This is a genomic window from Kitasatospora sp. NPDC048545, from assembly GCF_040651155.1.
Classification (GTDB): Bacteria; Actinomycetota; Actinomycetes; order Streptomycetales; family Streptomycetaceae; genus Kitasatospora.
In genome coordinates, this window is the sequence record NZ_JBEZIQ010000019.1 from 23901 (window position 1) to 47425 (window position 23525).

At 74.3% G+C, this 23525-nt stretch carries 26 protein-coding genes and 1 riboswitch; of the genes, 19 read left to right on the forward strand and 7 right to left on the reverse strand.

Annotated features, from left to right (window positions below; genetic code table 11):
• Entirely contained in the window at positions 1 to 876 is an 876-nt protein-coding gene (locus AB0D10_RS19405; protein WP_360257694.1) for a hypothetical protein, read from the forward strand.
• Positions 877 to 1000: 124 nt separating this feature from the next.
• Here AB0D10_RS19405 and AB0D10_RS19410 read toward each other — a convergent pair whose 3' ends face one another.
• Positions 1001 to 1834: a M23 family metallopeptidase gene (locus AB0D10_RS19410; RefSeq protein ID WP_360257696.1), complete on the reverse strand. Its 834-nt coding sequence runs from the start codon at positions 1832 to 1834 to the stop codon at positions 1001 to 1003.
• 12 nt (positions 1835 to 1846) lie between these two features.
• Positions 1847 to 2005: riboswitch (cyclic di-AMP (ydaO/yuaA leader) on the reverse strand.
• Positions 2006 to 2201: 196 nt separating this feature from the next.
• On the opposite strand from AB0D10_RS19410, the gene AB0D10_RS19415 reads away from it, so the two are divergent.
• From AB0D10_RS19415 to AB0D10_RS19470, 12 genes are all read left to right on the forward strand, one after another.
• Entirely contained in the window at positions 2202 to 2492 is a 291-nt protein-coding gene (locus tag AB0D10_RS19415) for a YiaA/YiaB family inner membrane protein (protein WP_360257699.1), read from the forward strand.
• 120 nt (positions 2493 to 2612) lie between these two features.
• Positions 2613 to 3440, forward strand: a complete 828-nt coding sequence (locus tag AB0D10_RS19420) for an alpha/beta hydrolase (protein WP_360257701.1) — start codon at positions 2613 to 2615, stop codon at positions 3438 to 3440.
• A 74-nt stretch (positions 3441 to 3514) separates the two neighbouring features.
• Positions 3515 to 4081 (forward strand): TetR-like C-terminal domain-containing protein, encoded by a 567-nt coding sequence (locus AB0D10_RS19425; RefSeq protein ID WP_360257703.1) that lies wholly within the window; start codon positions 3515 to 3517, stop codon positions 4079 to 4081.
• Positions 4082 to 4312: 231 nt separating this feature from the next.
• The gene (locus AB0D10_RS19430) at positions 4313 to 6592 is read left to right on the forward strand and encodes a SpoIIE family protein phosphatase (RefSeq protein ID WP_360257706.1); all 2280 of its coding nucleotides are present in this window, start codon (positions 4313 to 4315) and stop codon (positions 6590 to 6592) included.
• Positions 6593 to 6825: 233 nt separating this feature from the next.
• The gene (locus AB0D10_RS19435; protein ID WP_360257970.1) at positions 6826 to 8091 is read left to right on the forward strand and encodes an ATP-binding protein; all 1266 of its coding nucleotides are present in this window, start codon (positions 6826 to 6828) and stop codon (positions 8089 to 8091) included.
• Positions 8075 to 8488, forward strand: coding sequence for a roadblock/LC7 domain-containing protein (locus AB0D10_RS19440; RefSeq protein WP_360257708.1), 414 nt, complete (start codon positions 8075 to 8077; stop codon positions 8486 to 8488). The genes AB0D10_RS19435 and AB0D10_RS19440 overlap by 17 nt, the downstream gene beginning before the upstream one ends.
• Positions 8485 to 8832, forward strand: coding sequence for a DUF742 domain-containing protein (locus tag AB0D10_RS19445; RefSeq protein WP_360257710.1), 348 nt, complete (start codon positions 8485 to 8487; stop codon positions 8830 to 8832). Before AB0D10_RS19440 ends, AB0D10_RS19445 begins: the two co-directional genes overlap by 4 nt.
• Positions 8810 to 9445 (forward strand): ATP/GTP-binding protein, encoded by a 636-nt coding sequence (locus tag AB0D10_RS19450; protein ID WP_360257712.1) that lies wholly within the window; start codon positions 8810 to 8812, stop codon positions 9443 to 9445. Before AB0D10_RS19445 ends, AB0D10_RS19450 begins: the two co-directional genes overlap by 23 nt.
• Complete coding sequence (locus AB0D10_RS19455) at positions 9442 to 10935, forward strand: cytochrome P450 (protein ID WP_360257714.1); 1494 nt, start codon at positions 9442 to 9444, stop codon at positions 10933 to 10935. Before AB0D10_RS19450 ends, AB0D10_RS19455 begins: the two co-directional genes overlap by 4 nt.
• Positions 10899 to 12017: a cytochrome P450 gene (locus AB0D10_RS19460; RefSeq protein ID WP_360257716.1), complete on the forward strand. Its 1119-nt coding sequence runs from the start codon at positions 10899 to 10901 to the stop codon at positions 12015 to 12017. Before AB0D10_RS19455 ends, AB0D10_RS19460 begins: the two co-directional genes overlap by 37 nt.
• A 75-nt stretch (positions 12018 to 12092) precedes the next feature.
• Complete coding sequence (locus AB0D10_RS19465) at positions 12093 to 12365, forward strand: hypothetical protein (protein ID WP_360257718.1); 273 nt, start codon at positions 12093 to 12095, stop codon at positions 12363 to 12365.
• A gap of 5 nt (positions 12366 to 12370) precedes the next feature.
• Positions 12371 to 12601, forward strand: coding sequence for a hypothetical protein (locus AB0D10_RS19470; protein ID WP_360257721.1), 231 nt, complete (start codon positions 12371 to 12373; stop codon positions 12599 to 12601).
• 52 nt (positions 12602 to 12653) lie between these two features.
• On the opposite strand, the gene AB0D10_RS19475 is transcribed toward AB0D10_RS19470, so the two are convergent.
• Positions 12654 to 13481, reverse strand: a complete 828-nt coding sequence (locus AB0D10_RS19475; protein ID WP_360257723.1) for an isocitrate lyase/phosphoenolpyruvate mutase family protein — start codon at positions 13479 to 13481, stop codon at positions 12654 to 12656.
• Between the two features lie 11 nt (positions 13482 to 13492).
• Positions 13493 to 13993 (reverse strand): carboxymuconolactone decarboxylase family protein, encoded by a 501-nt coding sequence (locus AB0D10_RS19480; RefSeq protein ID WP_360257725.1) that lies wholly within the window; start codon positions 13991 to 13993, stop codon positions 13493 to 13495.
• A gap of 156 nt (positions 13994 to 14149) precedes the next feature.
• On the opposite strand from AB0D10_RS19480, the gene AB0D10_RS19485 reads away from it, so the two are divergent.
• The 3 genes from AB0D10_RS19485 (at position 14150) to AB0D10_RS19495 (ending at position 16274) form a co-directional block, all read left to right on the forward strand.
• Entirely contained in the window at positions 14150 to 14941 is a 792-nt protein-coding gene (locus AB0D10_RS19485) for an NRDE family protein (protein ID WP_360257727.1), read from the forward strand.
• A 127-nt stretch (positions 14942 to 15068) separates the two neighbouring features.
• A complete protein-coding gene (locus AB0D10_RS19490) occupies positions 15069 to 15257 on the forward strand; it encodes a hypothetical protein (protein ID WP_360257729.1) in 189 nt (62 codons plus the stop codon).
• 99 nt (positions 15258 to 15356) lie between these two features.
• A complete protein-coding gene (locus AB0D10_RS19495; RefSeq protein ID WP_360257731.1) occupies positions 15357 to 16274 on the forward strand; it encodes an undecaprenyl-diphosphate phosphatase in 918 nt (305 codons plus the stop codon).
• A gap of 15 nt (positions 16275 to 16289) precedes the next feature.
• On the opposite strand, the gene AB0D10_RS19500 is transcribed toward AB0D10_RS19495, so the two are convergent.
• Positions 16290 to 16976, reverse strand: coding sequence for an alpha/beta hydrolase (locus AB0D10_RS19500; protein WP_360257733.1), 687 nt, complete (start codon positions 16974 to 16976; stop codon positions 16290 to 16292).
• Between the two features lie 69 nt (positions 16977 to 17045).
• On the opposite strand from AB0D10_RS19500, the gene AB0D10_RS19505 reads away from it, so the two are divergent.
• On the forward strand, positions 17046 to 17852 hold the full coding sequence (locus tag AB0D10_RS19505; protein ID WP_360257735.1) for a glucose 1-dehydrogenase: 807 nt from the start codon (positions 17046 to 17048) through the stop codon (positions 17850 to 17852).
• A gap of 56 nt (positions 17853 to 17908) precedes the next feature.
• Here AB0D10_RS19505 and AB0D10_RS19510 read toward each other — a convergent pair whose 3' ends face one another.
• Positions 17909 to 18826, reverse strand: coding sequence for a sigma-70 family RNA polymerase sigma factor (locus tag AB0D10_RS19510; protein WP_360257737.1), 918 nt, complete (start codon positions 18824 to 18826; stop codon positions 17909 to 17911).
• Between the two features lie 102 nt (positions 18827 to 18928).
• On the opposite strand from AB0D10_RS19510, the gene AB0D10_RS19515 reads away from it, so the two are divergent.
• Positions 18929 to 19375: a carboxymuconolactone decarboxylase family protein gene (locus tag AB0D10_RS19515; protein ID WP_360257972.1), complete on the forward strand. Its 447-nt coding sequence runs from the start codon at positions 18929 to 18931 to the stop codon at positions 19373 to 19375.
• Between the two features lie 39 nt (positions 19376 to 19414).
• On the opposite strand, the gene AB0D10_RS19520 is transcribed toward AB0D10_RS19515, so the two are convergent.
• Together AB0D10_RS19520 and AB0D10_RS19525 are read right to left on the reverse strand one after the other, a co-directional pair.
• Complete coding sequence (locus AB0D10_RS19520) at positions 19415 to 19813, reverse strand: hypothetical protein (protein WP_360257739.1); 399 nt, start codon at positions 19811 to 19813, stop codon at positions 19415 to 19417.
• Positions 19783 to 21903, reverse strand: a complete 2121-nt coding sequence (locus AB0D10_RS19525) for an NACHT domain-containing protein (protein ID WP_360257741.1) — start codon at positions 21901 to 21903, stop codon at positions 19783 to 19785. The genes AB0D10_RS19520 and AB0D10_RS19525 overlap by 31 nt, the downstream gene beginning before the upstream one ends.
• Positions 21904 to 21994: 91 nt before the next feature.
• Between AB0D10_RS19525 and AB0D10_RS19530 the strand changes: the two genes are divergently transcribed.
• Positions 21995 to 23437 (forward strand): PLP-dependent aminotransferase family protein, encoded by a 1443-nt coding sequence (locus tag AB0D10_RS19530; protein WP_360257744.1) that lies wholly within the window; start codon positions 21995 to 21997, stop codon positions 23435 to 23437.
• The last annotated feature ends 88 nt before the right edge of the window (positions 23438 to 23525 follow it).

Genomic DNA, 23525 nt, shown 5'->3' on the forward strand with positions numbered 1-23525 from the left:
ATGAACGACGAAGACCTGCGGCTCGCCCCGCGCACCAGGGCCGCCGACCTGCTCGCCTGGGCGGCCGAGCAGGGCCGCACGCCGGTGGCCGAGGGGCCGCTGCGCGCGGTGCTGGCGCTGCTGGAGCTGGGCGGGAGCAGGATGCACGACGGCTGGCCCGAACTGACCTCCGACGCGGTGGAGCACCTGCTGTACGAGCGGCTCCACCTGTACGTCCAACCCCTGCCCGAGGAGGACCCGCTCGCGTACGGCGACGCCGTCCGGCTGCTGATCGACCACCAGCGGGCGGCCCGGCGGCTCAACGCCAAGCGCCAGGAGCGGCTGCACGCGGAGGCCGAGTGGCAGGGCGAGGTCGCGGCCGGGCTGCTGCGCCGCGCCGACCTGGTGACCTGGCCCCGGCTGTACACGCTGCTGCTGCACGCGTACGGGGTCGACGTCACGGACGGGGCGGCGGTGCGGGACTGGCTGGCCGGCTTCGGGGAGCTCGCCGAGGAGGAGCGGCTGGCCGCGTACGAGGCGCTGGCGCCGGCCGGCTGGCTGGACGAGCCGGACGAGCAGGGCTGGGGACCGGGCCGGGTGCTGTCGGTCGGCATGGCCACGGACGGCGCGCGGCGGCTGCTGGAGCAGGGCCTGATGCGGCGCAGCTACCGCAACCTGGCCGAGCTGAACGCGCTCGGCCGGCCGATGCCGGACGAACTGACCGGTGACTTCGGGCAGTTCGAGGAAGCGGCGGTCGACGCGGCGCTCGACCTGTTCGGGGTGTGGACGGTGCCGGGGCTGCCGCGGCTGCTGGTGGAGGAGTTCCCGGAGCTGGCGCCGGAGCCGGGCCCGGAGGAGATCGACGCGTACCTGGCGCAGCTGCCTGCGGAGGAGTGAGACGTCGTGACGGAGCCCCCGGTCGTCGCGTACGACCGGGGGCTCCGCACTGCTTCCGGGGCTGCCCGGGGGGCTCCGGGGGCTCCGCCCGCCTCCGGGCTCCGGGGCCCCGGCGGAGGGTCCGCTACGGGTTGAGGCCGCGCTGCTGGAGCCAGGGCTCGGGGTCGACCGGGGCGCCGCCGCCGGGGCGGACCTCCAGGTGCAGGTGCGGGCCGGTGACGTTGCCGGTGGCACCGACCTTGCCGATCTGCTGGCCCGAGGTGACCTGGCCGGCGCCCTTGATGATCGAGGAGAGGTGGCAGTACCAGATCTCGGTGCCGTCGGGCAGCGTCTCGACGATCCGGTAGCCGTAGGAGCCGGACCAGCCGGCCGAGGTGATGGTGCCCTGGCCGAGCGCGTACACCGCGGTGCCGGTGTCGGCGGCGAAGTCCAGGCCGGTGTGCACGTTGGCCCAGTAGCGGGCGCTCTGGCCGTAGTGGGCGGAGAGCCGGTAGTCCTTCACCGGCAGGGTGAGGGCGGCGGCGCGCTTGGCCTCGGCCTCCTTGGCGGCGGCCTTGGCCTCGGCTTCCTTGGCGGCGGCCTTGGCCTCGGCCTCCTGCGCGGCCTGCACGCGGGCGCCCTCCTCCGCGGCGGTGCGCTGGCTGTCGGCCTGCTGCTGGATGCGGGCGGCGAGCGCGAGGCCGGGGTCGGCGGAGAGGGCGACCGGGGTCTCGTCCGGGACCTCGACGGCGGGGGCGGCGGCCGGGGTGGCCGAGGCGAAGCCGGTGGCGCCCAGGGTGGCGGCGACCGCGGTGACGCCGAGCAGCGGGGAGGCGCCGCGGGTCTGACGCGGCATCCGGTGCCGGTTGGTCTCGACCTCGGGGCCGAAGGCCTCGGGCGCGTCCGCGCCGGGGTGGTCGAGGAGCTGGGTACCGGCTGCGGGGCCGGCCGGGTGTGCCGGGGTGTGCGTCGACGCCACGGAGGCGCGCTCCTTTCCTTCCTTCGCGCCTACCGGGTTAGCTGACGGGTTCGGAGCAGGAAGGTCTCCTACGGCCGGGCCGGGGCCCCGCCGATTCACCCCAAGGAACGTGGTTCCCCGGCTCCCTGACCTGCCCGGAGGCCGGCCGACGGGATTAGGCGACGGCGCACGGTGCCGTCTGGGTACGGCGTTGACGACCGCGCTGCGTTATCAAACGTTAATCCTAGGGCGCTCCGATTCCAAGCCATCCGTCCGGGACGACTGCGGAGCGGATGATCGGACGTCAACGAACGACCCCTCATGCGAGCACCCCATCTGAGTACCCCTACTCATGTGCGGTCACACCGGGCGGCCGCATCCTGGCACCATGAGCGCACCGATGCAGAACCGCACCACGGCCGCGTACTACGTCCAGGCCATCCTCTCCTTCGCCCTGTCGGGCACCGCCGTCGCGGTCGGGATCGCCTACCTGCCGGTCGGCGGGTGGACGCGGGCCTTCCTCGGGATCGGCCTCCTCTACACCATCACCTCCGCGTTCACCCTGGCGAAGGTGCTCCGGGACCGGCACGAGTCGAACGAGATCGTCAGCCGGGTCGACCAGGCCCGGCTGGACAAGCTGCTCAGCGAGCACGACCCGTTCAGGGTCGAGGGGGCCTGACGCGGGAGCGCCCGATCTCCTCCCGCGTCCGGACGCTTGACAGCTAAGGCTATTAGCCTTAGCTTTATGGCTATCGGCAGCACCGCCGATGCCCGCGACGGCGGACCGAGGAGGCCCACCATGAACGCCACCGACACCCCCGACACCCAGTACCTGGCCCTGCCCGGCGGGCGCATCGCCTTCGACGACACCCGGCAGGGCGACGGCACCCCCGTCGTCCTGCTCCCCGGCATGCTCGACAGCCGGGCCGCGTACCGGCACCTCCGCCCCCTGCTCGTCGCCGCCGGCCACCGGGTCGTCACCGTGGACCTGCGCGGCTTCGGCGAATCCTCCATCGCCTGGGACGACTACGGCCCGGCCGCCATCGCCGACGACGTCCTCGCCCTCCTCGACCACCTCGGAATCGAACGCGCCGTCCTCGCCGGGAACTCCTACACCGGCGCCACCGTCGTCAAGGCCGCCGGGGACGCGCCGGAGCGGGTCGCCGGAATCGTCCTGATCGACGCCTTCGTCGAGAACCCGCAGCCGGGCACCCTCATGCGCGGCGCCCTGCGCCTGATGGGCGCGGCGATCGTCCACTGGCCCACCTTCTGGGGCTTCTACCTGCGCCGGATGGCCTTCCCCGGCGCCAAGCCCGCCGACTTCGACCCGTACGTGAACGGACTGGTCGCCGCCCTGCGCACCCCCGGCCGCAAGACCGCCACCCGCGGCTACGTCAGCGGGGACTCCGCGCCGGCCGGCTGGACCGCCGCAGTGCGGTGCCCGGCACTCGTGGTCATGGGCAGCAAGGACCCCGACTTCCCGAAGCCCGAGCTCGTCGCCGACCGGCAGGTCGCGGCACTCGGCGCGCGGAAGGCGATGATCGAGGGATCCGGGCACTACCCGATGGCCGACGCCCCGCAGGCCACCGCGGACGCCCTGCTGCCCTTCCTCGCCGAACTCGCCTGACCGCCGGCGCCCGACGTTCCCCGCCGGCGCCCGACAGATTCCCCGCCCGACTCCCGTACGGAGAACCCGAAGCCATGCCCCGCGTAGGACTGACCCCCGACCAGGTCGTCGACCACGCCCTCGCCCTCATCGACGAACAGGGCGCCGAAGCACTGACCCTGGCCGCGGTCGCCGCCCGCGCCGGGGTCGCCACCCCCTCCCTCTACAAGCACGTCAGCGGCGGCCTCGCCGAACTGCGGCGGATGATCGCCGTCCGGGTCACCGAGGAACTCGCCGACCGCCTCGCGGACGCCGCGGTCGGCCGCAGTGGCGACGACGCCGTGGCCGCCGTCCTGCGCGCCTACCACGCCTACGCCACCGAGCGCCCGCACCGCTACAACGCCCTCCCCCAGGCCCCGCAGCCCGACGACGACCTGGCCCGGGCCGCCACCCGGCTCGTCGGCGTGATCATCGCCGTCCTGCGGGAGTACGGCCTCGACGGCTCCGAGGCGATCCACGCCGCCCGCACCGTCCGCTCCCTCGCCCACGGCTTCGCCTCCCTCACCACCGCCGGCGCCTTCCGGCTCTCCGAGGACCTCGCCACCACCCAGGAGCGCCTCATCACCACCCTCACCACCGGCCTCCGCAGCTGGCCCGCGTAGCAGGCCGGGCAGTCGGGGCGGCCGGCGGCCGATCCTGATGCCGTACGGGTGGCCGCCGTCGGCGCTGCCGCTGCGTCCGGTGCGCGCGGTGGCGCAGGACGGCCCGGACGACCGGACCCCGGTGCTGGTGCCGGTGTTGGTGCCGGTGCCGGTGCGGCGGCTCGGTCACCCTTCACCGTCCGGGGACTCGGTCACCCTTCACCGTCCGGGGAAATGGGGTATTAAGAATCAGTGCCCCCCTCCGAGGACGAGAACCGGACACCGGACGAGAACCGGACGCCGGACCGGCGCCGGACCCCACTGAGCAGTCCGACCGCCCGCAGTGCGATGCGCTGCGTGCGCCTGCTGCTCGGCTGCGCCGACGCCGCCGAACTGCTGGGCACCGTCCTGGCCGAGGGCCCGGTGTGGATCACCGGCGAGGGTTCCGCGCTCTACCTGCTGGATTCGGCGGGCATGCTCCGGCTGACCGTCTCGCACGGACTGCCGGACTGGGCGCACGAGCGCTACAGCGTGGTCGATCCGGCCGGTGAGCTGCCCGCCGCGATGGCCCTGCGGCTGCGCCGCCCGTACCTGTTGAGCCCGGAGCACACCAGCGTCGACTACCCGAACCGGAACACCGGCATGGGCACCGGGATGGTCGCCGTGATCACCCTGCCGATGGTCGTGGACGAGCGGCCGGTCGGCGTGCTCGCGCTGGCCCTGGCCCACCGGGGCACCGTCCCCCGCCGTGACCTGGACGTCCTGGAGACGATCGCCGAGGCCTGCGCGCACCGGCTCTCCCACCTGCTGGACCACGCGGACGCCAGGCTCCCGCGGGACGCCCGTTCGCCGCACGGCGTCCGGTTATCCGACGGCCCGGCGCCGGAGGGGGCGGACGCGCTCCCCATCGGGCTGGCCCACCCGCTGCTGTCACTCGCCGTCCGGTCCGCCGGGCACGGCGCGTTCGAGCGCGACCTGGTCACCGGGGAGAGCTTCTGGGACGCCGCGGCGTTCCGGGTGACCGGCCGGCCGGTGTCCCCGGACGGTGCCGCCCCCGAACTGGACCGGCTGGTCCATCCGGAGGACCTGCCGGACGTGCAGGCCGCGCTCGCGGAGGCGCTGGCCGCCGGCGGGCGCTACCGGATCGGCTACCGGGTGCTGCGCCACGACGGCGGGGTGGCGCAGGTGGAGGAGTCCGGCGAGGTGATGCTGGACGTGCACGGGCGGCCGGTGCGGATCGCCGGGCTGCTCTCGGACGTCGGGCACCGGGAGCGGCCGCCGGCCGACGAGGGGGCTTCGCCGGGCGCCGCCCGGACGGCGCTGCTGCTGGCGCTCACCCGGGCCCTGTCGCGGGCGGTGACCGTCCGGGACGTGACCACCGCGGTGACCGACATCGTCCGCCCGGCCCTCGGCGCCGCGGGCATCGTCCTCGACCTGGTGGACGAGGGCCGGCTGCTGCCCGTGTCGCACACCGTCTACGGGGGGCCGCGCCGCACCGAGCTCACCCGGCTGGCGGACCTGTCGGAGTCCGTGATGCAGCGTTCGCTGGCCCGTTCCGCCCCGCTGTTCAGCGAGCCCTCCGCCGCCCGCGCCCGGCGGGACCCGCTCGCCCCGGCCGCCTGGGCGGTGCTGCCGCTGGTCGCCTCCGGGCAGCAGGTCGGTTCCTGCCTGATCACCTTCGCCGCCGAGCGGGCGTTCAGCCGCGAGGACCGCACCCTGTACTCGGCCTTCGCCGGCATCCTCGCGCAGTCCCTGGAGCGGGCCCGGCTGTACGACACGCATCACCACCGGGCCACCGAGCTGCAGCGGGCGATGCTGCCGCGCACCCTGCCCCGGTTGCCTGGAGTCGCCAGCGCCGCCCGCTACCTGCCGAGCACCGAGGGGATGCAGATCGGCGGTGACTGGTACGACCTGCTGCGGCTGCCGGACGGCCGGATCGGGCTGGTGATCGGGGACGTCCAGGGACACAACGCCGAGGCCACCGCCGTGATGGGCCAACTGCGCAGCGGCCTGCGGGCGTACGCGACGGACGGGCACGACCCGGCCGCCACGCTGACCCGCACCAGCCGGCTGCTGTCCGAGCTGGACACCGACCTGTTCGCGACCTGCCTCTACCTGACGCTGGACCCGGCCGACGGCGAGCTGACGGCGGCCCGGGCCGGGCACCCGTCGCCGGTGCGGATCACCGCCGGTGCCCGGGCCGTGGAGCTGGACCTGCCGGGCGGGCCGCCGCTGGGGGTGGACCCGGACCTGCCGTACCCGCTGGCGGTGGACCGGCTGGCGGTCGACGAGACGCTGCTGGCGTACACGGACGGGCTGGTCGAGGACCGCGAGGAGGACTACGACGAGTCGGTGCAGCGGATGCTCGGCGGGCTGGAGCTGTGGGCCCGGCAGGCCGGACCGGGCCGGATCGGTCCGGCGCCCGCGCTGGAGCGGCTGGCCGACCTGCTCACCCTGAACGTCACCGAGCGGCGGTCCCGGCCGGATGACGTGGCACTGCTGCTCCTGCACCGGATGTCACCACTTCCGTAACACCTTGCACACACATCCCACACACCCCCTGGCGCGAATCGGCCATCGGACCGACCGGTGGCCCGTCCCGACCGCCCCGACGGGGCCTGGCCGACCCATCGTCAGCTGCGGCGATCGCGGGCGAACGAGTCCGGATTGAGGCCGGATTGACTCGATATTGACGAGATCCGGTCACTTGGCGAGATCCGTTCACACCTTCGTAGGATCATCACCCTAGAATTCGCGGCGTGACGATGACTCAGTGGTCCGTAACGGCAACCGGCGTACTCGCCGTCCTCGCCCTCGTGGCCGCCGCGCGGTACCACGCCGTGTCCGTCACCCAGCGCGGCCGTGCCAACCGGCTGCAGCACGAACTCGCCCGCCTCCAGGACCAGCTCACCGCCGAACTCTCCCGCCGCGGCGCCGAGCTGGCCGCCGTCCAGCAGGAGCAGGAACTCACCGCCTCCACCCAGCGGGCCTTCCTCAGCGTCGCCCGCCGGATCCTGGTGATGGCCCACGACCAGCAGGCCCTGCTGGACGAGATGGAGCGCACCCACGACGACCCGGCCCTGCTGGAGGGCCTGCTCAAGGCCGATCACGCCGCCGCCCAACAGGCCCGGCTGGCCCAGACCCTGGCCGTGCTGTGCGGCGCGCGGGCCGGCCGCCACTGGCCGGAGCCGGTCCCCCTGGAGGACGTCGTCCGCGGCGCCCAGTCACGCATCCTGCCGTTCCAGCGGGTGGTCGTCCGCAGCCGGATCGAGACCGCGGTGGTCGGCGCCGCGGCCGAGGCGCTGATCCACGCGATCGCCGAGCTGCTGGACAACGCCACCCGCTACTCCCCGCCCAGCACCCAGGTGTTCGTCACCCTCATGCCGGTGCACAACGGCGCCGTCATCGAGATCGACGACGGCGGCGTCGGCATGCCCGAGCAGGCCGTCGCCAAGGCGTCCGCCGCGCTCGCGGGCGGCAGCACCCTGGAGGTCTCCCGGCTGGGCGAGGTGCCCCAACTGGGCCTGGCCGCGGTCGGCCGGCTCGCCGAGCAGTACGGCTTCCGGGTCACCCTCAGCTCGGCGCCCTCGCCGTACGGCGGCGTGCGCGTGGTCCTCCTGCTCCCGAACGCGCTGCTCACCGAGCCGCTGCCGCCCACCGTCCCCGGCCTCGGGCCGGACGACCGGGCGTTCAACCCCGACCCCCGACCGGTCTCCCCCCTCGGCCACCCCCTGGTCGAGGCCCCGCCGCCGGGCCCGGGCCCCCTCCTCGGCGACACCCCGCCGCCACTGCCCCGCCGGAGCCACCGGCGCGACCGCGCCAACCGCCCCGCCCAGCACGCCGCTCCCCCACCGCCGCCCGCCCCGCCGTACCGCTCGGCCCGGGACGCGCAGGCGTTCATGGCGATGTTCCAGGCCGGTACCGCCAGCGGCCGATCGGCCGCCCGGGCCCAGGCCCAACCCGGCCCCACCGACCCTGCTTCCCCCCGACTTCCCCAGCGCTCCGGAGAGTTCCATGACCACCACCCCTGACCTCGGCTGGCTGCTCGCCGACATCATCGCCGTCCCCCAGGTCCAGCACGCCGTCGTCGTCTCCAACGACGGCCTGGAGATCGGTCGCAGCGCGGGCATCCCGCGCGAGGACGCCGAACGGCTCGCCGCCGCCTGCTCCGGACTGCAGTCGCTGGCCCGCGGCGTCGCGACCGGTTTCGGCGGACCGGGCAGCGCCACCCGCCAGATCATCATCGAGTACGGCGGCGGCTACCTGTTCATCGTCGCCGCCGGGGCCGGCGCGCACCTGGCCGTGGTGACCAGCGAGGCGGTGGACGCCGGCCTGGTCGCGTACCAGATGCAGGTCCTGGTCGAGCGGATCGGAACCCACCTCACCAGCCCGCCGCGCGTCGACCACGCGGCGGGGGGCCACCGGTGAGCGGGCCGGTCCGGCCGTACGTCATCACCGGTGGACGCAGCCGCTCCACCCGCCCCGAGCTGGCCGTGGAGAGCCTGGTCAGCGCGTTACCCGACCCGCCGGAACTGCCCGAGCACCAGCTGCTGAACCGGGAGCACCGGCGCATCCTCGGGATCTGCCACAGCCTGCTGTCCATCGCCGAGGTGGCCGCCCACCTGGGGCTGCCGTTCGGCGTCGTCAAGGTGCTGGTCGGGGACCTGTGGGACCTCGGCGCCGTGCAGGTGCTCCCGCCCGTCCCGCAGGCCGAACGCCTGCCCACAACCCTCCTGGAAGAGGTGCTCGTTGGCCTCCGCCAACTCCGCTGAAGCCGTCCCCGAGGCCGCCGGTGCGGCCGACGGGCCGCAGTACCTGCCGTCCTCGGTGCAGGGCGCGGTCAAGATCCTGGTCACCGGCCCGTTCGGGGTCGGCAAGACCACCCTGGTCGGCTCGCTGAGCGAGATCACCCCGCTGCGCACCGAGGAGACCATGACCGCCGCCAGCAGCGGCGTCGACGACCTCACCGGCCGCGGCACCAAGACGACCACCACGGTCGCGCTGGACTTCGGCCGGATCACGCTCAACCCGCGGCTCGCGCTGTACCTGTTCGGCACGCCCGGGCAGCAGCGGTTCTGGCCGCTCTGGGACGACCTGTCGCGGGGCGCGCTCGGCGCCATCGCGATGGTCGACCTGCGCCGTCCGGACGAGAGCTTCGACGTCCTCGGCCGGCTGGAGGAGCAGCGCATCCCGTTCGCCGTAGCCGTCAACACCTTCCCGGACAGCCCGAGTTACCCGGAGGAGGAGCTGCGCTCGGCACTGGACCTGCTGCCGGACGTGCCGATCCTGTTCTGCGACGCCCGCGACCGGCGGCAGTCGTACGACCTGCTGATCGACTTCGTCGACCACCTGCACCGCAGCTCGGTCCTGGAGCTGCAGGGATGAGCGCCACCGAACCCGGCGCCGCGGCCGCCCACGGCTGCCCGGTCGCGCACGGCGGCCCGCCCGTCGGGCCCGGTGCGGGCCTGCCCGGCGGACTGCCCACCGGCGTACCGCTGACCCCGCTGTACGGGTCGGCCGTCGCCGAGGACCCGCACGGGCTGTACCTGCGGCTGCGCGAGCGCTACGGCCCGGTCGCGCCGATCGAGCTGGAGCCCGGCGTCGAGGCCTGGCTCGTCCTCGGCTACGCCGAACTGCTCGAACTCACCCGCAACGAGGCGCTGTTCTCCAAGGACTCGCGCCGCTGGCGGGTGCCCGCCGAAGGCCGGCTGGCCGCCGACTCCCGGCTGCTGACGATGACCTCCTGGCGCCCGACGCTGCTCAACCTGGACGGCGCCGACCACCAGCGGCTGCGCTCCGCCGTCTCGGACACCCTCGCCCAGATCGACCACCACCAGCTGCGCGGGACCACCGAGGCCGCCGCCAACGGCCTGATCGACAGCTGGGGACCGGACGGCACCGCCGACCTGATCGCCCAGTACGCGCGGCGGCTTCCCCTGCTGGTCTTCACCCAGCTGATCGGCCTGCCGGCCGACGCCGGGCCCCGGCTGGTCGAGCTGATCAGCCACTTCGTGGACAGCAGCGCGCAGTCACAGCGGGCCGGCGCCGAGTTCCAGGCGATCCTGGTCGACCTGGTCCGGCGACGCCGGGCCGCGCCCAGCGCCGACCTCACCTCCTGGCTGCTCGCCCACCCGGCCGGGCTGACCGACGAGGAGGCGGTGCACCACCTGGTGGTGCTGATGGTCGCGGGCAACGAGACCTCGATCAACTGGACCGGCAACACCCTGCGGCTGCTGCTCACCGACCGGCGCTTCCGGGCCACCCTCACCGGCGGCCGGCTCACCGTCTCCGACGCGCTGGAGGAGGTGCTCTGGCGCGACCCGCCGACGCAGAACTTCCCCGGCCGCTGGGCCACCGGCGACACCGTGCTCGGCGGCCAGTACATCAGCGCCGGCGACATGCTGGTCCTCGGCCTGGCCGCGGCCAACGCCGACCCGGCCGCCCAGGGCGTCTCCGCCGCCGCCCAGGGGTCGCTCGGCGGCAACCGGGCGCACCTCGCGTGGGGCGCGGGCCGACACGTCTGCCCGGCCCAGCACCCGGCCCGGATCATCGTCGAAACCGCCGTCGAGACCCTGCTGCACCGCCTGCCGGACCTCCAACTCGCCGTCCCGGCAGGCGAACTGGCCTGGCGGCCGTCCCCCTGGTCCCGAGCCCTTACCGCCCTGCCGGTGCTGTACAGCGCCTTCACCCCGCCCCGCCCGCCAGCCCCCGAGAGGCCCGCATGGACACCGCCGTCGACTCCGCAGGAGCCCGCCCCGAACCCGTCAGACTCGACCCCTTCGGAGGCGACCAGCACGGAGAGAACGCCCGACTCCGCGCGGCCGGCCCCGCGGTCCTGGTGGAGCTCCCTGGCGGGGTGGTGGTCTGGGCGATAACCCACCACGACACCCTCCAGGCGCTGCTGGCCGACCCCCGCGTCGGCAAGAACGCCCGGCTGTGGACGACCTTCCGGGAGGGGCGCCTCCCGGAAGGCTGGCCGCTGACCAACTTCATCGCCGTCCCCGGCATGGTCACCGCCGACGGGGACGACCACCGGCGGCTGCGCGGACTGGTGTCCCAGGCGTTCACCCCGCGCCGGATCGCCCAGCTGGCCCCCGCCATCGAGGCCAGGACCGTCGCGCTGCTCGACGACGTCGCCGAGCTGGACGGCGAGTTCGACCTGCGCGAGCACTTCGCCTACCCGCTGCCGATGCAGGTCATCGGCGAACTGCTCGGGCTCGCGCTGGAGCAGCAGGACGAGCTGCACGAGCTGTCCGACACCCTGGTCTCCAGCTCGGCCACCCCGGCGGCGGCCATCGCCGCGCAGCGGGACCTGAACGCGCTGCTGGCCTCGGTGGTCGCGGCCAAGCGGGCCGAACCCGGCGACGACCTGACCACCGACCTGATCGCCGTCCACGAGGCCGGCGACCGGCTCAGCGAGGCCGAACTCGTCGGCACCCTGCTGCTGATGCTGGTCGCCGGGCACGAGACCACGCTCAACCTGATCACCAACGCCGTCCGCGCCCTGCTCGCCCACCCGGACCAGCTGCGGCTCGTCCTGGACGGCGCGCAGCCGTGGTCGGCGGTGGTCGAGGAGACGCTGCGCTACGACTCGCCGGTCGGGCAGTTCCCGCTGCGCTACGCGACCGAGGACATCGAGGTCGGCGACGTGGTGATCCGGCGCGGCGAGGCGCTGCTGGCCTCCTACGCGGCGGCCGGGCGCGACTCCGGACACCACCCCGACGCCGACCGCTTCGACCTCACCCGGCAGCCCGCCCGGCACCTGTCGCTCGGCCACGGCCCGCACTTCTGCCTCGGCTCCGGACTGGCCCGGCTGGAGGCCGAGACGGCGCTGCGGCACCTGTTCGCCCGGTTCCCCGCACTGGCCCTCGCGGAGGGCCGGACGAACGAGCCGATCGCGTCGTTCGTCAGCAACAGCGTGCGAACCCTGTGGGTGACCGTCCGGCCCGGCGGGTGACCTGAGGGCGGCCGGGTCGTTCGGCAGTGCATGACGAACCACCGCACCAAGGACCACGGCGCGAGGAGCCACGGCATGAAGACCCACGGCACGAAGAAGCTCGCCGCCCTGGCCGCCCTCACCATGGCAGGCCTCGCCATCGCCGCCCCCGCGGCCTGCGCCACCACCCAGACCGCCACCTCGCCGGACGCCACCGGCGGTCTGACCGACGGCCTCAACCTCTCCCCCGCCGACCTCGCCCTGCAGACCGCGGGCAAGCTCCCGGTGATCGGGCACACCGCCAACGAGGTGGAGGCCGTCGGCACCAACCAGATGAGCCACCCGGGGCTCAGCGGCCAGATCGGCTGACGGCAGTGGCTGCCGGGCCGCTCGCCCTCGCGCTCGCCGTGCTGTCCCTGGCCGTTCCCGCCGCCCCCGCGGCCGCCGACGAGGGCGGCAGGGTCCCCCCGGCCCGCGGCTGGGGCGTCACCGCCGCCGCCCTCTGCCTGCAGGAGGTGGCGGTGGTGCCGGTGCTCGGCGGCTCGCTCGGCGACCACGTGGACGACTGCGGCCGGGGCAACGCCGTCGACCACGCCCTCGGCTGAGAGCCCGGGCGACCGACCGACCCCCGTGCGGTCGGCCGCCCGGGGCCCGGTGTCAGCCCGTGAAGAGCCCGTTGAGCTCCGGGTAGGTCAGCCCGCCGTCCAGCGCGGTGTAGGTGCCGCTCGCGTAGACCTCCTCGGCGGCCCGGCGGACCGCCGCGTACGCCGCCTTGGCCAGGCCGGGGCCCAGGCTGATCCGGGCCACGCCGAGCTCCGCCAGTTCGGCGACCGACGGGGAACCCGGCCCGGCCAGCACGTTCAGCGGCGCCGGGACGGCCGTGACCAGGGCGGCGATGGTCTCCGGGTCGGCCACGCCGGGGGCGAACACGACGTCCGCGCCCGCCTCGACGTACACCCGCAGCCGGCGGACCGCCTCGTCCAGCCGGTCCTCCGGGGCGCCGGTCCCGTGCAGGAACACGTCGGTGCGCCCGTTGATGACGAGCGGGACGCCCGCCGCGTCGGCCGCCGCACGGGCCGCCGCGATCCGCTCGGCGGCCTCCTCCCGGGGGCGTCCGCCGTCCTCCAGGTTCACCCCGACGGCTCCGGTGGCCAGCAGTGCGGTGACGGTCTCGCCGACCCCGGCCGCGGTGTCCGCGTAGCCGCCCTCCAGGTCCGCGGTGACCGGCAGCTCGACCGACCGGACCACCTGGGCGGTCCTGGCCAGCACCTGCTCGCGGTCGGCGCCGCCGCCGTCCGGGCTGCCGAGCGACCAGCAGACGCTCGCGCTGGCCGTCGCCACCGCGCGCGCCCCGGTGGCCGCCACCAGGCGGGCGCTCGCCGCGTCCCACACGTTCGCCAGCACCAGCGGCTCGCCCGGGCGGTGCAGCTCCCGGAGCAGCCGGGCCTTCTCCCGCCGGACCGTCACGGTCCCGTTCGTCGTCACGTCCCCGGACCTCACTTCGCGGCCGGGCTCAGGCGGGTGCTCACACCGATCCGGTTCCAGGCGTTGATGGTCGCGATCAGCGCGACCAGCTGGGCCAGCTCCGCCTCCTCGAACTGTTCGGCGGCCTGCGCCCACACGGCGTCCGGCACGTGGCCCTCGGTCAGCCGGGTGACCGACTCGGTGAGGGCCAGGGCGGCGCGCTCGCGGGCGGTGAACCACGGGGTCTCGCGCCACGCGGGGAGGGAGAGCAGGCGGTGCTCCCGCTCGCCCTGCTTGACGGCGTCGGTGGAGTGCATGTCGATGCAGTAGGCACAGCCGTTGATCATCGAGGCGTGCAGCTTGACCAGCTCGACGATCACCGGGTCGAGGCCGGTGCGGGCGGCCTGGTCCACGGCGACCATCGCCTGGTAGTAGGCGGGCGCGAGCTTCGGCAGCACGATGCGCTGGGCCGGGGCCGGCACGGGCGCGCCGGCCGCCGCGTCGGGGGTCGTCACGGTCTCGTTCGTCGTCATGAGCGCCAGCCTAGAAGCACAGTGGCCCGCCGCCCTGGTTCATTCGGCACCCGGTTCCTTGGGCCACTTCCGGCGTACGAACGGGCGTGCGAGGATCGCTGACAGGGCACCGTCGGCAGGACACCGCCGACAGCACGAGGTCAGGGGGACAGGGTCGTGTGCACGGCGTTCGTCAGCGTCGAACCGGGAGCGGCCGTACCGGTCCTGCTGCTGTCGGTCCGGGACGAGTACCTGGGACGCGCCTGGCTGCCGCCGGACCACCACTGGCCGGACCGGCCGGGACTGCTCGGCGGCCTGGACCTCGCGGCCGGCGGCACCTGGCTGGCCGTCGACCCCGCCCGGAGGACCGCCGCCTGCCTGCTCAACGGCTTCGGCCGGCTCGCCCCCGCCGACTCCCGGCGCACCCGGGGCGGGCTGCCGCTCACCGCCGTCACCGAGGACGGGATCGGCCACCTCGACCTCACCCCGTACGACCCGTTCCACCTCGTCCTGGTCCGGCCCGACGGCGCCCGGGTCGCCAGCTGGGGCGACGGCCGGCTGGAGGAGCGCGAACTGCCCGCCGGGCTCAGCGTCGTGCTCAACGACGGACTGGAGGGCCTGGCCGCCAACCGCTCCGCCTCCGAGCGGATCAGCGCGCTGATGGCCGCCCGCGCCGACCACTTCCGGGCCCGATTCACCGCCGCACTCCGGCCCGAGCCGGCCGGCGACGGGCCGACCGAACGGGCCTGGGGCGCCTGGCTGCCGATCGTCGCCGGCGACGGACTGGCACCGGACGAGGACGCGGCCCTGGTCCAGCGGCGGGACTTCGGCGACGGGCGGATCTGGGGCTCCTCGTCGATCTCGCTGCTCGCGCTCGGGCCGGACCGGCTGCGGTACGACTTCGCGGCCGCGCCGGTCGCGGCGGACGGGGCCGCCGGGGCCGGCTGGCAGCGGATCGCGACGGACTGAACAGGGCCGGCCCGGGCACCGAGCGTCGCCACGGCGAAAAGGACTTGAACCTGACGCAGCGGGAGGCGCCATCGTGGCGTGCGTCGAGCCCGGAGCCGGGCTCGGAGCCGAGCACCGAGGAGCCACGATGCGCCGCCTGCCCGCCGTCCTGACCGTCGCCCTGCCCCTGGTGGCCGCCCCGCTCACGGTGAGCGCCGTCGTGCTGCTCGGCGACGTGGCCCACCGGGCCCTCCCGTCCGGCACCGTACTGGCCGCCGTAGCAGGGGCGTTGATCCACCACTTCGGGGCCGATGTCACCCAGACGTACGGTCGGTGAACTTCTGGCGGCGGGGCTGCCGGTCGTCTACATGCCCGTAGTAGCTTCGCGAGGGCCACCGGATCAGGCCGGCCGCTACCCCCCGAGCGAAGGTGCGCGATGTCCACCCTGACCTACCCGGAAGCGATAGGCGTCGGCCTGCTGCAGGGTGTGACGGAACTCTTCCCGGTCTCCAGCCTCGGCCACAGCATCCTGCTGCCCGCCCTGATCGGCGGGAAGATCCAGCACGACCTCGACATGACCGCCGAGGGCTCCTCCTACCTCGCCGCCCTGGTCGCCCTGCACCTGGCCACCGCGCTCGCGCTGGTCGTCTACTTCTGGAAGGACTGGGTCCGCGTCGTCAGCGGACTGGTCGGCTCGATCCGCCACCGCCGCGTGGAGACCCGCAACGAGAAGCTCGCCTGGCTGCTCATCCTCTCCACCATCCCGGTCGGGGTGGCCGGCCTCGCCCTGGAGAAGGCGCTGCGCAACGCGCTCGGCAAGCCCGTCCCGGCCGCCGTCTTCCTCGCCCTCAACGGGCTCGTCCTGCTCGGCGCCGAGCGGCTCAAGCGCGGCGGCACCGGCCGCCGCCGGGCCGGACACGCCGCCCCCGTCGACGAACCCGGCACCGACCCGGCGATCGCCTCCGACCACCGGCTGACCAGGCTCGGCTACGGACAGGGCGCCTGGATCGGCGCCGCGCAGATCCTCGCGCTGTTCCCCGGCATCAGCCGCTCCGGCGTCACCATGAGCGCCGGCATCCTGCGCGGACTGCACCACGAGGACGCCGCCCGGTTCTCCTTCCTGCTCGCCACCCCGGTCATCCTCGCCGCCTCGGTCCTGAAGGTCCCCGAGCTGTTCAAGCCGGAGAACTCCGCCGTCCTCGGCCCGGTGGCCGCCGGCAGCGTCGCCGCCTTCGTGGCCGGGTACGTCTCGGTGCGGTTCCTCACCAAGTACTTCGAGACCCGCAGCCTCACCCCGTTCGCGATCTACTGCTTCCTCGCCGGCGTCGGCAGCGCGGTCTTCCTGTCCGTCTGACCCGCCCGCCCGGCGTCAGAACCCGCCCAGGACCCGGGCGAGCTCGGCCGGACGGGAGAACATCGGCCAGTGCCCGGTGTCCAGCTCGGCCAGCCGCCAGTGACCGTCCGCGACCAGACCGGCGACCACCGGAGGCGGCTCCGGCCAGTCCAGCAGACACTTCACGTACAACGTCGGCAGAGCACTCAACGGGCCCTCCAGCACCGCCGGTTCGGTCAGCGAGGCGCCCGGGTGCGGGGTCGCCCGCTCGGCGATCCGGGCGATCTGCCCGGTCGTCAGCCCCTGCCCCGCGAACTCGGCCGGCGGCAACGGCGGCCACCAGCCCCTGTGCGCGGCGAGCTCCGCCCGCAACGCCGCCGGCTCCGGCATCTGGTCGGCGAAGGACTCCCCCGCCACCGGCACGTTGGCGTCCACCAGCACCAGCCCGGCCAGCCGGCCGCCGATCCGCTCGGCGGCCTGCCCGACCGGGACGCCCGAGTAGCTGTGCCCGACCAGCACCACCTCCCGCAGGTCGAGCCGCTCCACCTCGGCCACCACGTCCGCCACGTGCGCCCCCTGCCCGGCCGGCGCGTCCCGCCGCTCCGCCAGCCCGGACAACGTCAACGGATGGGCCCCGTGCCCGGCCGCGCGCAACTCCGGCACGACCTCGTCCCAGGCCCAGGAACCCAGCCACGCACCCGCTACGAGTACAAAGTTCGCCATGGGCGGCACCGTAGCGCGCAGGCGCGACCGCGGCCCGGGAAGCAACGGCGAACAACACGTGGAGGAAGCATGACGGAAGCATGGGACAGGCCGGACTCCCCGCAGGGCACGGCGGATGCGGAGCAGCGCGGGCCGGACTCCCCGCAGCGCAGGGCCGCAGTCGTCACCGGCGGCTCCCGGGGCATCGGGCGGGCCATCGTCCGCCGACTGGCCCGCGACGGCGCCGACGTGGTCTTCGGCTACGCCCACGACGACCGGGCCGCCGCCGAGGTGGTCCGTGCCGTCGAGGCCGGGGGCGGCCGCGCCTGGGCCCTGCGCGCCGACCTCGGCGAACCGGGCGCCGCCGAGCGGCTGATGGCCGAGGCGGAGGACCGGCTCGGCGGGCTGGACGTCCTGGTGAACAACGCCGCCACGTCCTTCGTCCCCACCCCGCTCGCCGAACTGGACGACACGGCCCTCGACGCCGTCCTGGCGGTCAACACCCGCTCCGTCTTCGCCACCGTCCGCTACGCAGCCCGCCGGATGCGCGACGGCGGACGCATCGTCAACATCTCCACCGCGAACACCGTCCGGCCCGTTCCCGGCATCGCCGCGTACGCCGCCAGCAAGGGCGCCGTCGAGCAGCTCACCGCCGTCGCAGCCGTCGAACTCGGCCCGCGCGGGATCACCGTCAACACCGTCTCTCCCGGCGCCACCGACACCGACCTGCTGCGCGGCACCAACCCGCCCGAGGCGCTCACCCGCGTCGCCGCCCTCACCCCGCTGCGCCGGCTCGGCGACCCCGAGGACATCGCCGACGTCGTCGCGTTCCTGGCCGGCCCGGACGGCCGCTGGATCACCGGCCAGAACCTCCGCGCCACCGGCGGCCTGGCCTGAACCCACTCCGGGTCCGCCCGGCACCCGCCGGACGGACCCGGAGCACGGCGCGGCGCTCAGGCCCCGAGGCCCAGGGCGGCCAACCGGGTCGGGTTGGTGAGGATGTCCATCGCGGTGATCCGGCCCCCGTGGATGGTGAACGACATCACCGACAGCGGACGGCCGTCGGCGAACGCCACCACACCCGGCGAACCGTTGACCAGGACCGGACGGCCGGCGGCGGCGAAGCGGGCGAAGGTGATCGCCTGCGAGGCGACGTCCGCCGCACCGCGTCGCAGCACGCTCGGCACCAGCGTGCCGCCGTCCGAACGCGCCACCACGTCCGGGTCCAGCACCGCCAGCAGAGCGTCGAAGTCACCGCCTCGGGAAGCGCTCAGGAAGGCCTCCACCACCTCGCGCTTGCGGGCCACGTCGGCGTCCGCGGCCGGGGTCGCGCCCTGCACCCGGCGGCGGGCCCGGCTGGCCAACTGCCGGGTCGAGGCCGACGTGCGGCCCAGCACCTCGGCGATCCCGTCGAAGGGCACCTCGAACATGTCGTGCAGCACGAAGGCCACCCGCTCCGCCGGGGACAGCGTCTCCAGGACCACCATCAGCGCGATCCCCACGGAATCCGCCACCAGGATCTCGTGCACCGGATCCAGCGCCGCCAGCCCGCTGACCACCGGATCCGGCAGCCGCACCTGCCCGTCCTGCTCCGGCAGCGGATCCTCCCGACGCGACGTCCGGGACCGCAGCAGGTCCAGGCAGACCCGGCCCACCACCGTGGTCAGCCACGCCCCCAGGTTCCGCACCCCGCCCACGTCACTGCGGGCCAGCTTCAACCAGGCCTCCTGGACGGCGTCGTCGGCCTCGGCGATCGACCCGAGCATCCGGTAGGCCACCACGCGCAGTTGCGGGCGCTCCGCCTCGAAACGCGCTGCCAACTCGGCCGGTTCGGCACGGCCCGGGTCAGTCGATGGAATTTCCTCGCTCACGCTGTCACATCCTCGCGTCGGGATCCGTCGGTCCGGTGACGGACGCTAACCGACGAGGAGACCACCGTGACCACCACCGCCCACACCACCCGCACCGCCCGCATGAAGAACCCCGCCGTGGTCCTGCCCGACGCGACCAAGGGCATCCAGACCATCTACAAGGCCATGCTCCAGGGCGGCACAGCCCCGCGGATCCTGGAACTCGTCCACCTGCGCGCCAGCCAGATCAACGGCTGCAGCGCCTGCGTCTTCTCCGGCGTCCAGAGCGCCAAGAAGCACGGCGAGACCGACGAGCGACTGCACACCGTCGCCGCCTGGCGCGAGGCCCCGTTCTTCACCGACGAGGAACGCGCCGCCCTCGAACTCACCGAAGCCGCCACCCGGATCGCCGACCGCACCGGCCAGGCCGTCCCCGACGAGGTCTGGGACGCCGCCGCCGACCACTTCGACGAGGAGCAGCTCTCCGCGATCATCCTGATGATCGCGCTGACCAACTTCTTCAACCGCATCAACGCCACCATCGAAGAACCCGCCGGAACCACCTGGTGAACCCGGTCCCTGGGGGGGATCCCGGCCGGTCCGGCACCGCTACCCGCCGTCGGACTCGGACGCCTCGGTGTCCCAGCGGTCACCGGCGAACCGCTCCAGTGCGGCTTCGAGCTCGAACGGCACGACGCCCGTCGCTCCCAGGTCCCACACCCTGACCCAGCCCTTGGAATCGGTCCGGGACTTGGGCCCGGTCCAGCCGGCCACCGGTTTCACTGCCAGGCAGTACATCTCCGGCAGGCCCGGCAGGACCGGCAGGACCGCCCGGAGCCGCTGCACCGTCTCCATCGGGCGGACCCCGACCTCCGCGACCTCGTGCCAGCCGATCCGGAGCTTCCGGCCACGATTGACCTCGATGGTCTCGGCGTCGACCCGCAGCCGGGTACCGACCAGACACAGCGACAGCACCGTCAGCAGGACCGTGGCGGCCAGCGGCAACACGAGGGACCCCCCGCCTCCGAAGCGACGCGCCAGTTCAGCCCGTAGCCGTCCCCGGTAGTGAGCGGCCACACCAGGACGGTGAAGGCGATCACCAGCACCCCGGGGGTGAAGGCGTAGTCCACCAGCGCGCGGAGGCTTTCGCGGCTACTCCACAACCGAAGCTCGGACCGACCGGCCGAGGACGGGCTCCGCTCGCCCGACCACGAGTGGTCGAGCCGCTGCTGCAGTCCGGCGTGCCGGAACTGGTGGATCCCGCCGACCTTGCGCAGGATCCCCAGTCGGTGGGCGTCCTCCAGGAACTCCAGGATCCGCCAGGGCAGTTTCCCGCGTACCGCGAAGACCGCCCGGGTGGCAGTCCACCGGCCCCACCAGCTGAGCCCGGTCAGCATCAGGGCCGCACACAGCCAACCGTCCAGGAAGGCGCCGACGGACACCGCCGCGCCGGCCCCGCCGGATCCGGGATGCAGGACCAGGACCCCCGCGATCGCCGGAGCGACGACCAGGGCCTTCACCAGTGCCATCCGCCGCTCCCCCACCGGCAGTGAGGTCACGGTCCCCATCGCACCGGACTCGACCGGCGTCGCGAGGATGGCGCCGGCCAGCACCGGCAGGAGCATCGTCAACGCCGCCGCCAGGTTCTGCCCGCCCCAGGCCGCCAGCCCGACCGCCGCTGCTGCCAGCACGGCCAACAGGACCCGGGAGCGCCGTCCGGCGGGCCGCCGTGGCCGGCCGTCGAAGCCGAAGAGGTAAGCCGCGACGAACCCTCCGCCCATGGCCGTAATCGTCGCGACCTGTCCGATCGTGCTCATCGCCTCGGCGGCGTACGTCCCGTCCGACCACCCGAGCACCCTGAACGCCAGTGCGAGACCTTGGCCGGCCGCAGTACCGAGCACCGCCGTCACGACCATGACCAGAGCCCCCCACACCAGCGGCGCCGTCAGGCGGCTTCGCAGGCGCCACCAAGCGAGGTTCTGGGTCCGTTCGCGGTTCAACCGCCCGGCCAGGAAGCGGAGGTGGTCGACCGCCCGATCCGGGTCCCAGCGCGCCACCGACCGGGGGAGATACGGAGACGGGGGCCCTGAGGAGAACTTCACCCGGATGAATCCGTCCAGCAGGTGTCCCGCGACCTCCCGCCCGGTTCGCAGCCCCGGCCCCGTCAACTCCCCTGGCTGCACGTCCTGCTGCTCGTACACGACCCGTGCCAACCACAGCATCAGCGGCGAGGAGAGGACCGTGGCGACAGGCCCGCCCGGGTTCCGCCGCAGCTCGTCCAGCACCGGCTGCCAGGCCGGACGCCGGTTGGGGTGGCAGGCCTCGGTGAGGTACACCTCAGCAGCCTCGGCCGACACCGGACGCGCCCGGAGGACGGGCATCGCGTGCAGGAACCGGAGGCGACCGGACTCCTTCTCGTACTCCCGCGACCGGGAGGTCAGGACCAGGGGACCGTCCCCGCGCGCGTCCTGCAGACCTGCCAACGCAGCCCGCCTGGTCGAGGGCTTGAGCTCGTCCAGCCCGTCCAGGACGGGCACCACCAGACGGTCCCGCACCAGCACGGCAACGGTCCGCGCGTCGAGGCTCGGGTCGGCGTCGCCGTAGTCCTCGAAGATCCGCTGGGCGAGCCACTTCTCGAAGTGCGTCGAGGGATTCCATTCCGAGAGCAGGAAGAGGACCGGAACGGGCTGACCGGCCTTGCGGGCCTTCAACAGTCCCTGCAGTACCCGGACGGCCAGCGACGACTTCCCCGCCCCGGATGGACCGGCGATCACCAGCCGGTACGCCAGCGCCCCCCGCAACTCCTCGACCAGGGCAGGCGAGTAGACCCGCACGGCATTTCCGGACTCTCCCGGATCCCAACCGGCTTCCCACTCCACGGAGATGTCGGCGCCGTCCTCCAGGCCCCGCAGTCTCGCCTCGGCGGTCCACTGCGCCTCGACCAGGCCGGCGAGGACGGTCAGCGCCGCCGGCTCAGTCGGCTCCGTCCGCCGAGGAGCACCGGACTGCTGGTGGACATGGAGAGCCTCGATGGTGCCCGCCTGAACGAGTGCGCCACCCACCGTGCCCGAGTTGTCGTTCCGAACCTCATCGCCCACGTCCCCATCATGCCGACACTCCCCGCTCCGGCTCCCGGGACTCGGCCGATCCCGCAGCACCGACCCCGCACCACCGCGCGAGAATGGGGCCGTGACCAGCTCCTGGACCTCCTTCGGCGGCGACCTGCACCTGGACCTCACCGAGCGGCGCGCCGCCGGCACCGGACTGCGGGTCGCCCTGGAGGACGCCCTGCGCGAAGCCGTCCAGGACGGACGGCTCGCCCCCGGCACCCGGCTGCCCTCCTCCCGGGCCCTCGGCGAGGACCTCGGGATCGCCCGCAACACCGTCGTCGAGGCGTACGGCCAGCTCACCGCGGAAGGCTGGCTCGACTCCCGACAGGGCTCCGGCACCACCGTCGCCCGGCGTGCCCGGCCGGAACCACCCACCCCCGGCCGACGGCCCGCGTCCGCCGCCGACCCGACGGCACCCCGACGGCGGACCGGCCGGCACGACCTCATGTCCGGACGGCCCGACCTCTCCCTCTTCCCCCGCACCGCCTGGCTCGCCGCCGCCCGCCGCGCCCTCGCCACCGCGCCCCACGACGCCCTCGACTACGGCAGCCCGCTCGGCCGGATCGAACTGCGGCAGGCCCTCACCCACTACCTGGCCCGCGTCCGGGGCGTCCGCACCGACCCCGACCACCTGCTCGTCTGCACCGGCGTCACCCAGGGCCTCGGCCTGCTCTGCACCGCCCTGCGCGACCGCGGCGCCCGCGCACTCGCCGTCGAGGAGTACGGGCTGCCGCCCCAGCACGCCGTCGCCCGGGCCGCCGGACTCACCACCCTCCCGCTGCCACTGGACGACGAGGGCGCCCGCGTCGACCGGCTCGACAGCCGCCCCGGCGCCGTCCTGCTCACCCCGGCCCACCAGTACCCCACTGGCGCCCCGCTCTCCGCCGAACGGCGGGCGGACGCCGTCCGGTGGGCCCGCGAACACGACCGGTACGTCATCGAGGACGACTACGACGGCGAGTTCCGCTACGACCGGCAACCCCTCGGCGCGATGCAGGCGCTCGACCCGGAGCGGGTCGTCTACGCCGGCACCGCCGCCAAGAGCCTCGCACCGGGCCTGCGACTGGCCTGGCTCGCCCTGCCGGACACCCTGGTCGAACCCGTCGCCCGGCTGAAGACACTGGCCGACACCATGTCCCCGGTGCTCGACCAGCTCACCCTGGCCGAACTGATCACCTCCGGCACCTACGACCGCCACGTCCGGCGCTGCCGCCTCCACTACCGGCGCCGCCGCGACCGACTGGTCACCGCACTCGCCGAACACGCCCCGCACGTCCGGGTCACCGGCATCGCGGCCGGCCTGCACGCCGTCCTCCAGCTGCCGCCCGGCTCCACCCCCGAACCCGAACTCCTCGCCCGTGCCCAGGCCGCCGGCCTCTCCCTCAACGGCCTCATCTGGCACCGCGCCACCCCGACCCCCACCGACACCCCGCCCGCCCTCGTCATCGGCTACGCCACCCCACCCGAACACGCCTTCCCGGCGGCGCTCCAGGCCCTCTGCGAACTGCTGCGCAGCGCTTGAGGGGTGGAGCGGAGGGGGACGGCGCAGACTGCTGCGAACTGCTGCGCAGGGCTTGAGGGGCGCAGAGGAGAGGGAGCGACGCGAGCCC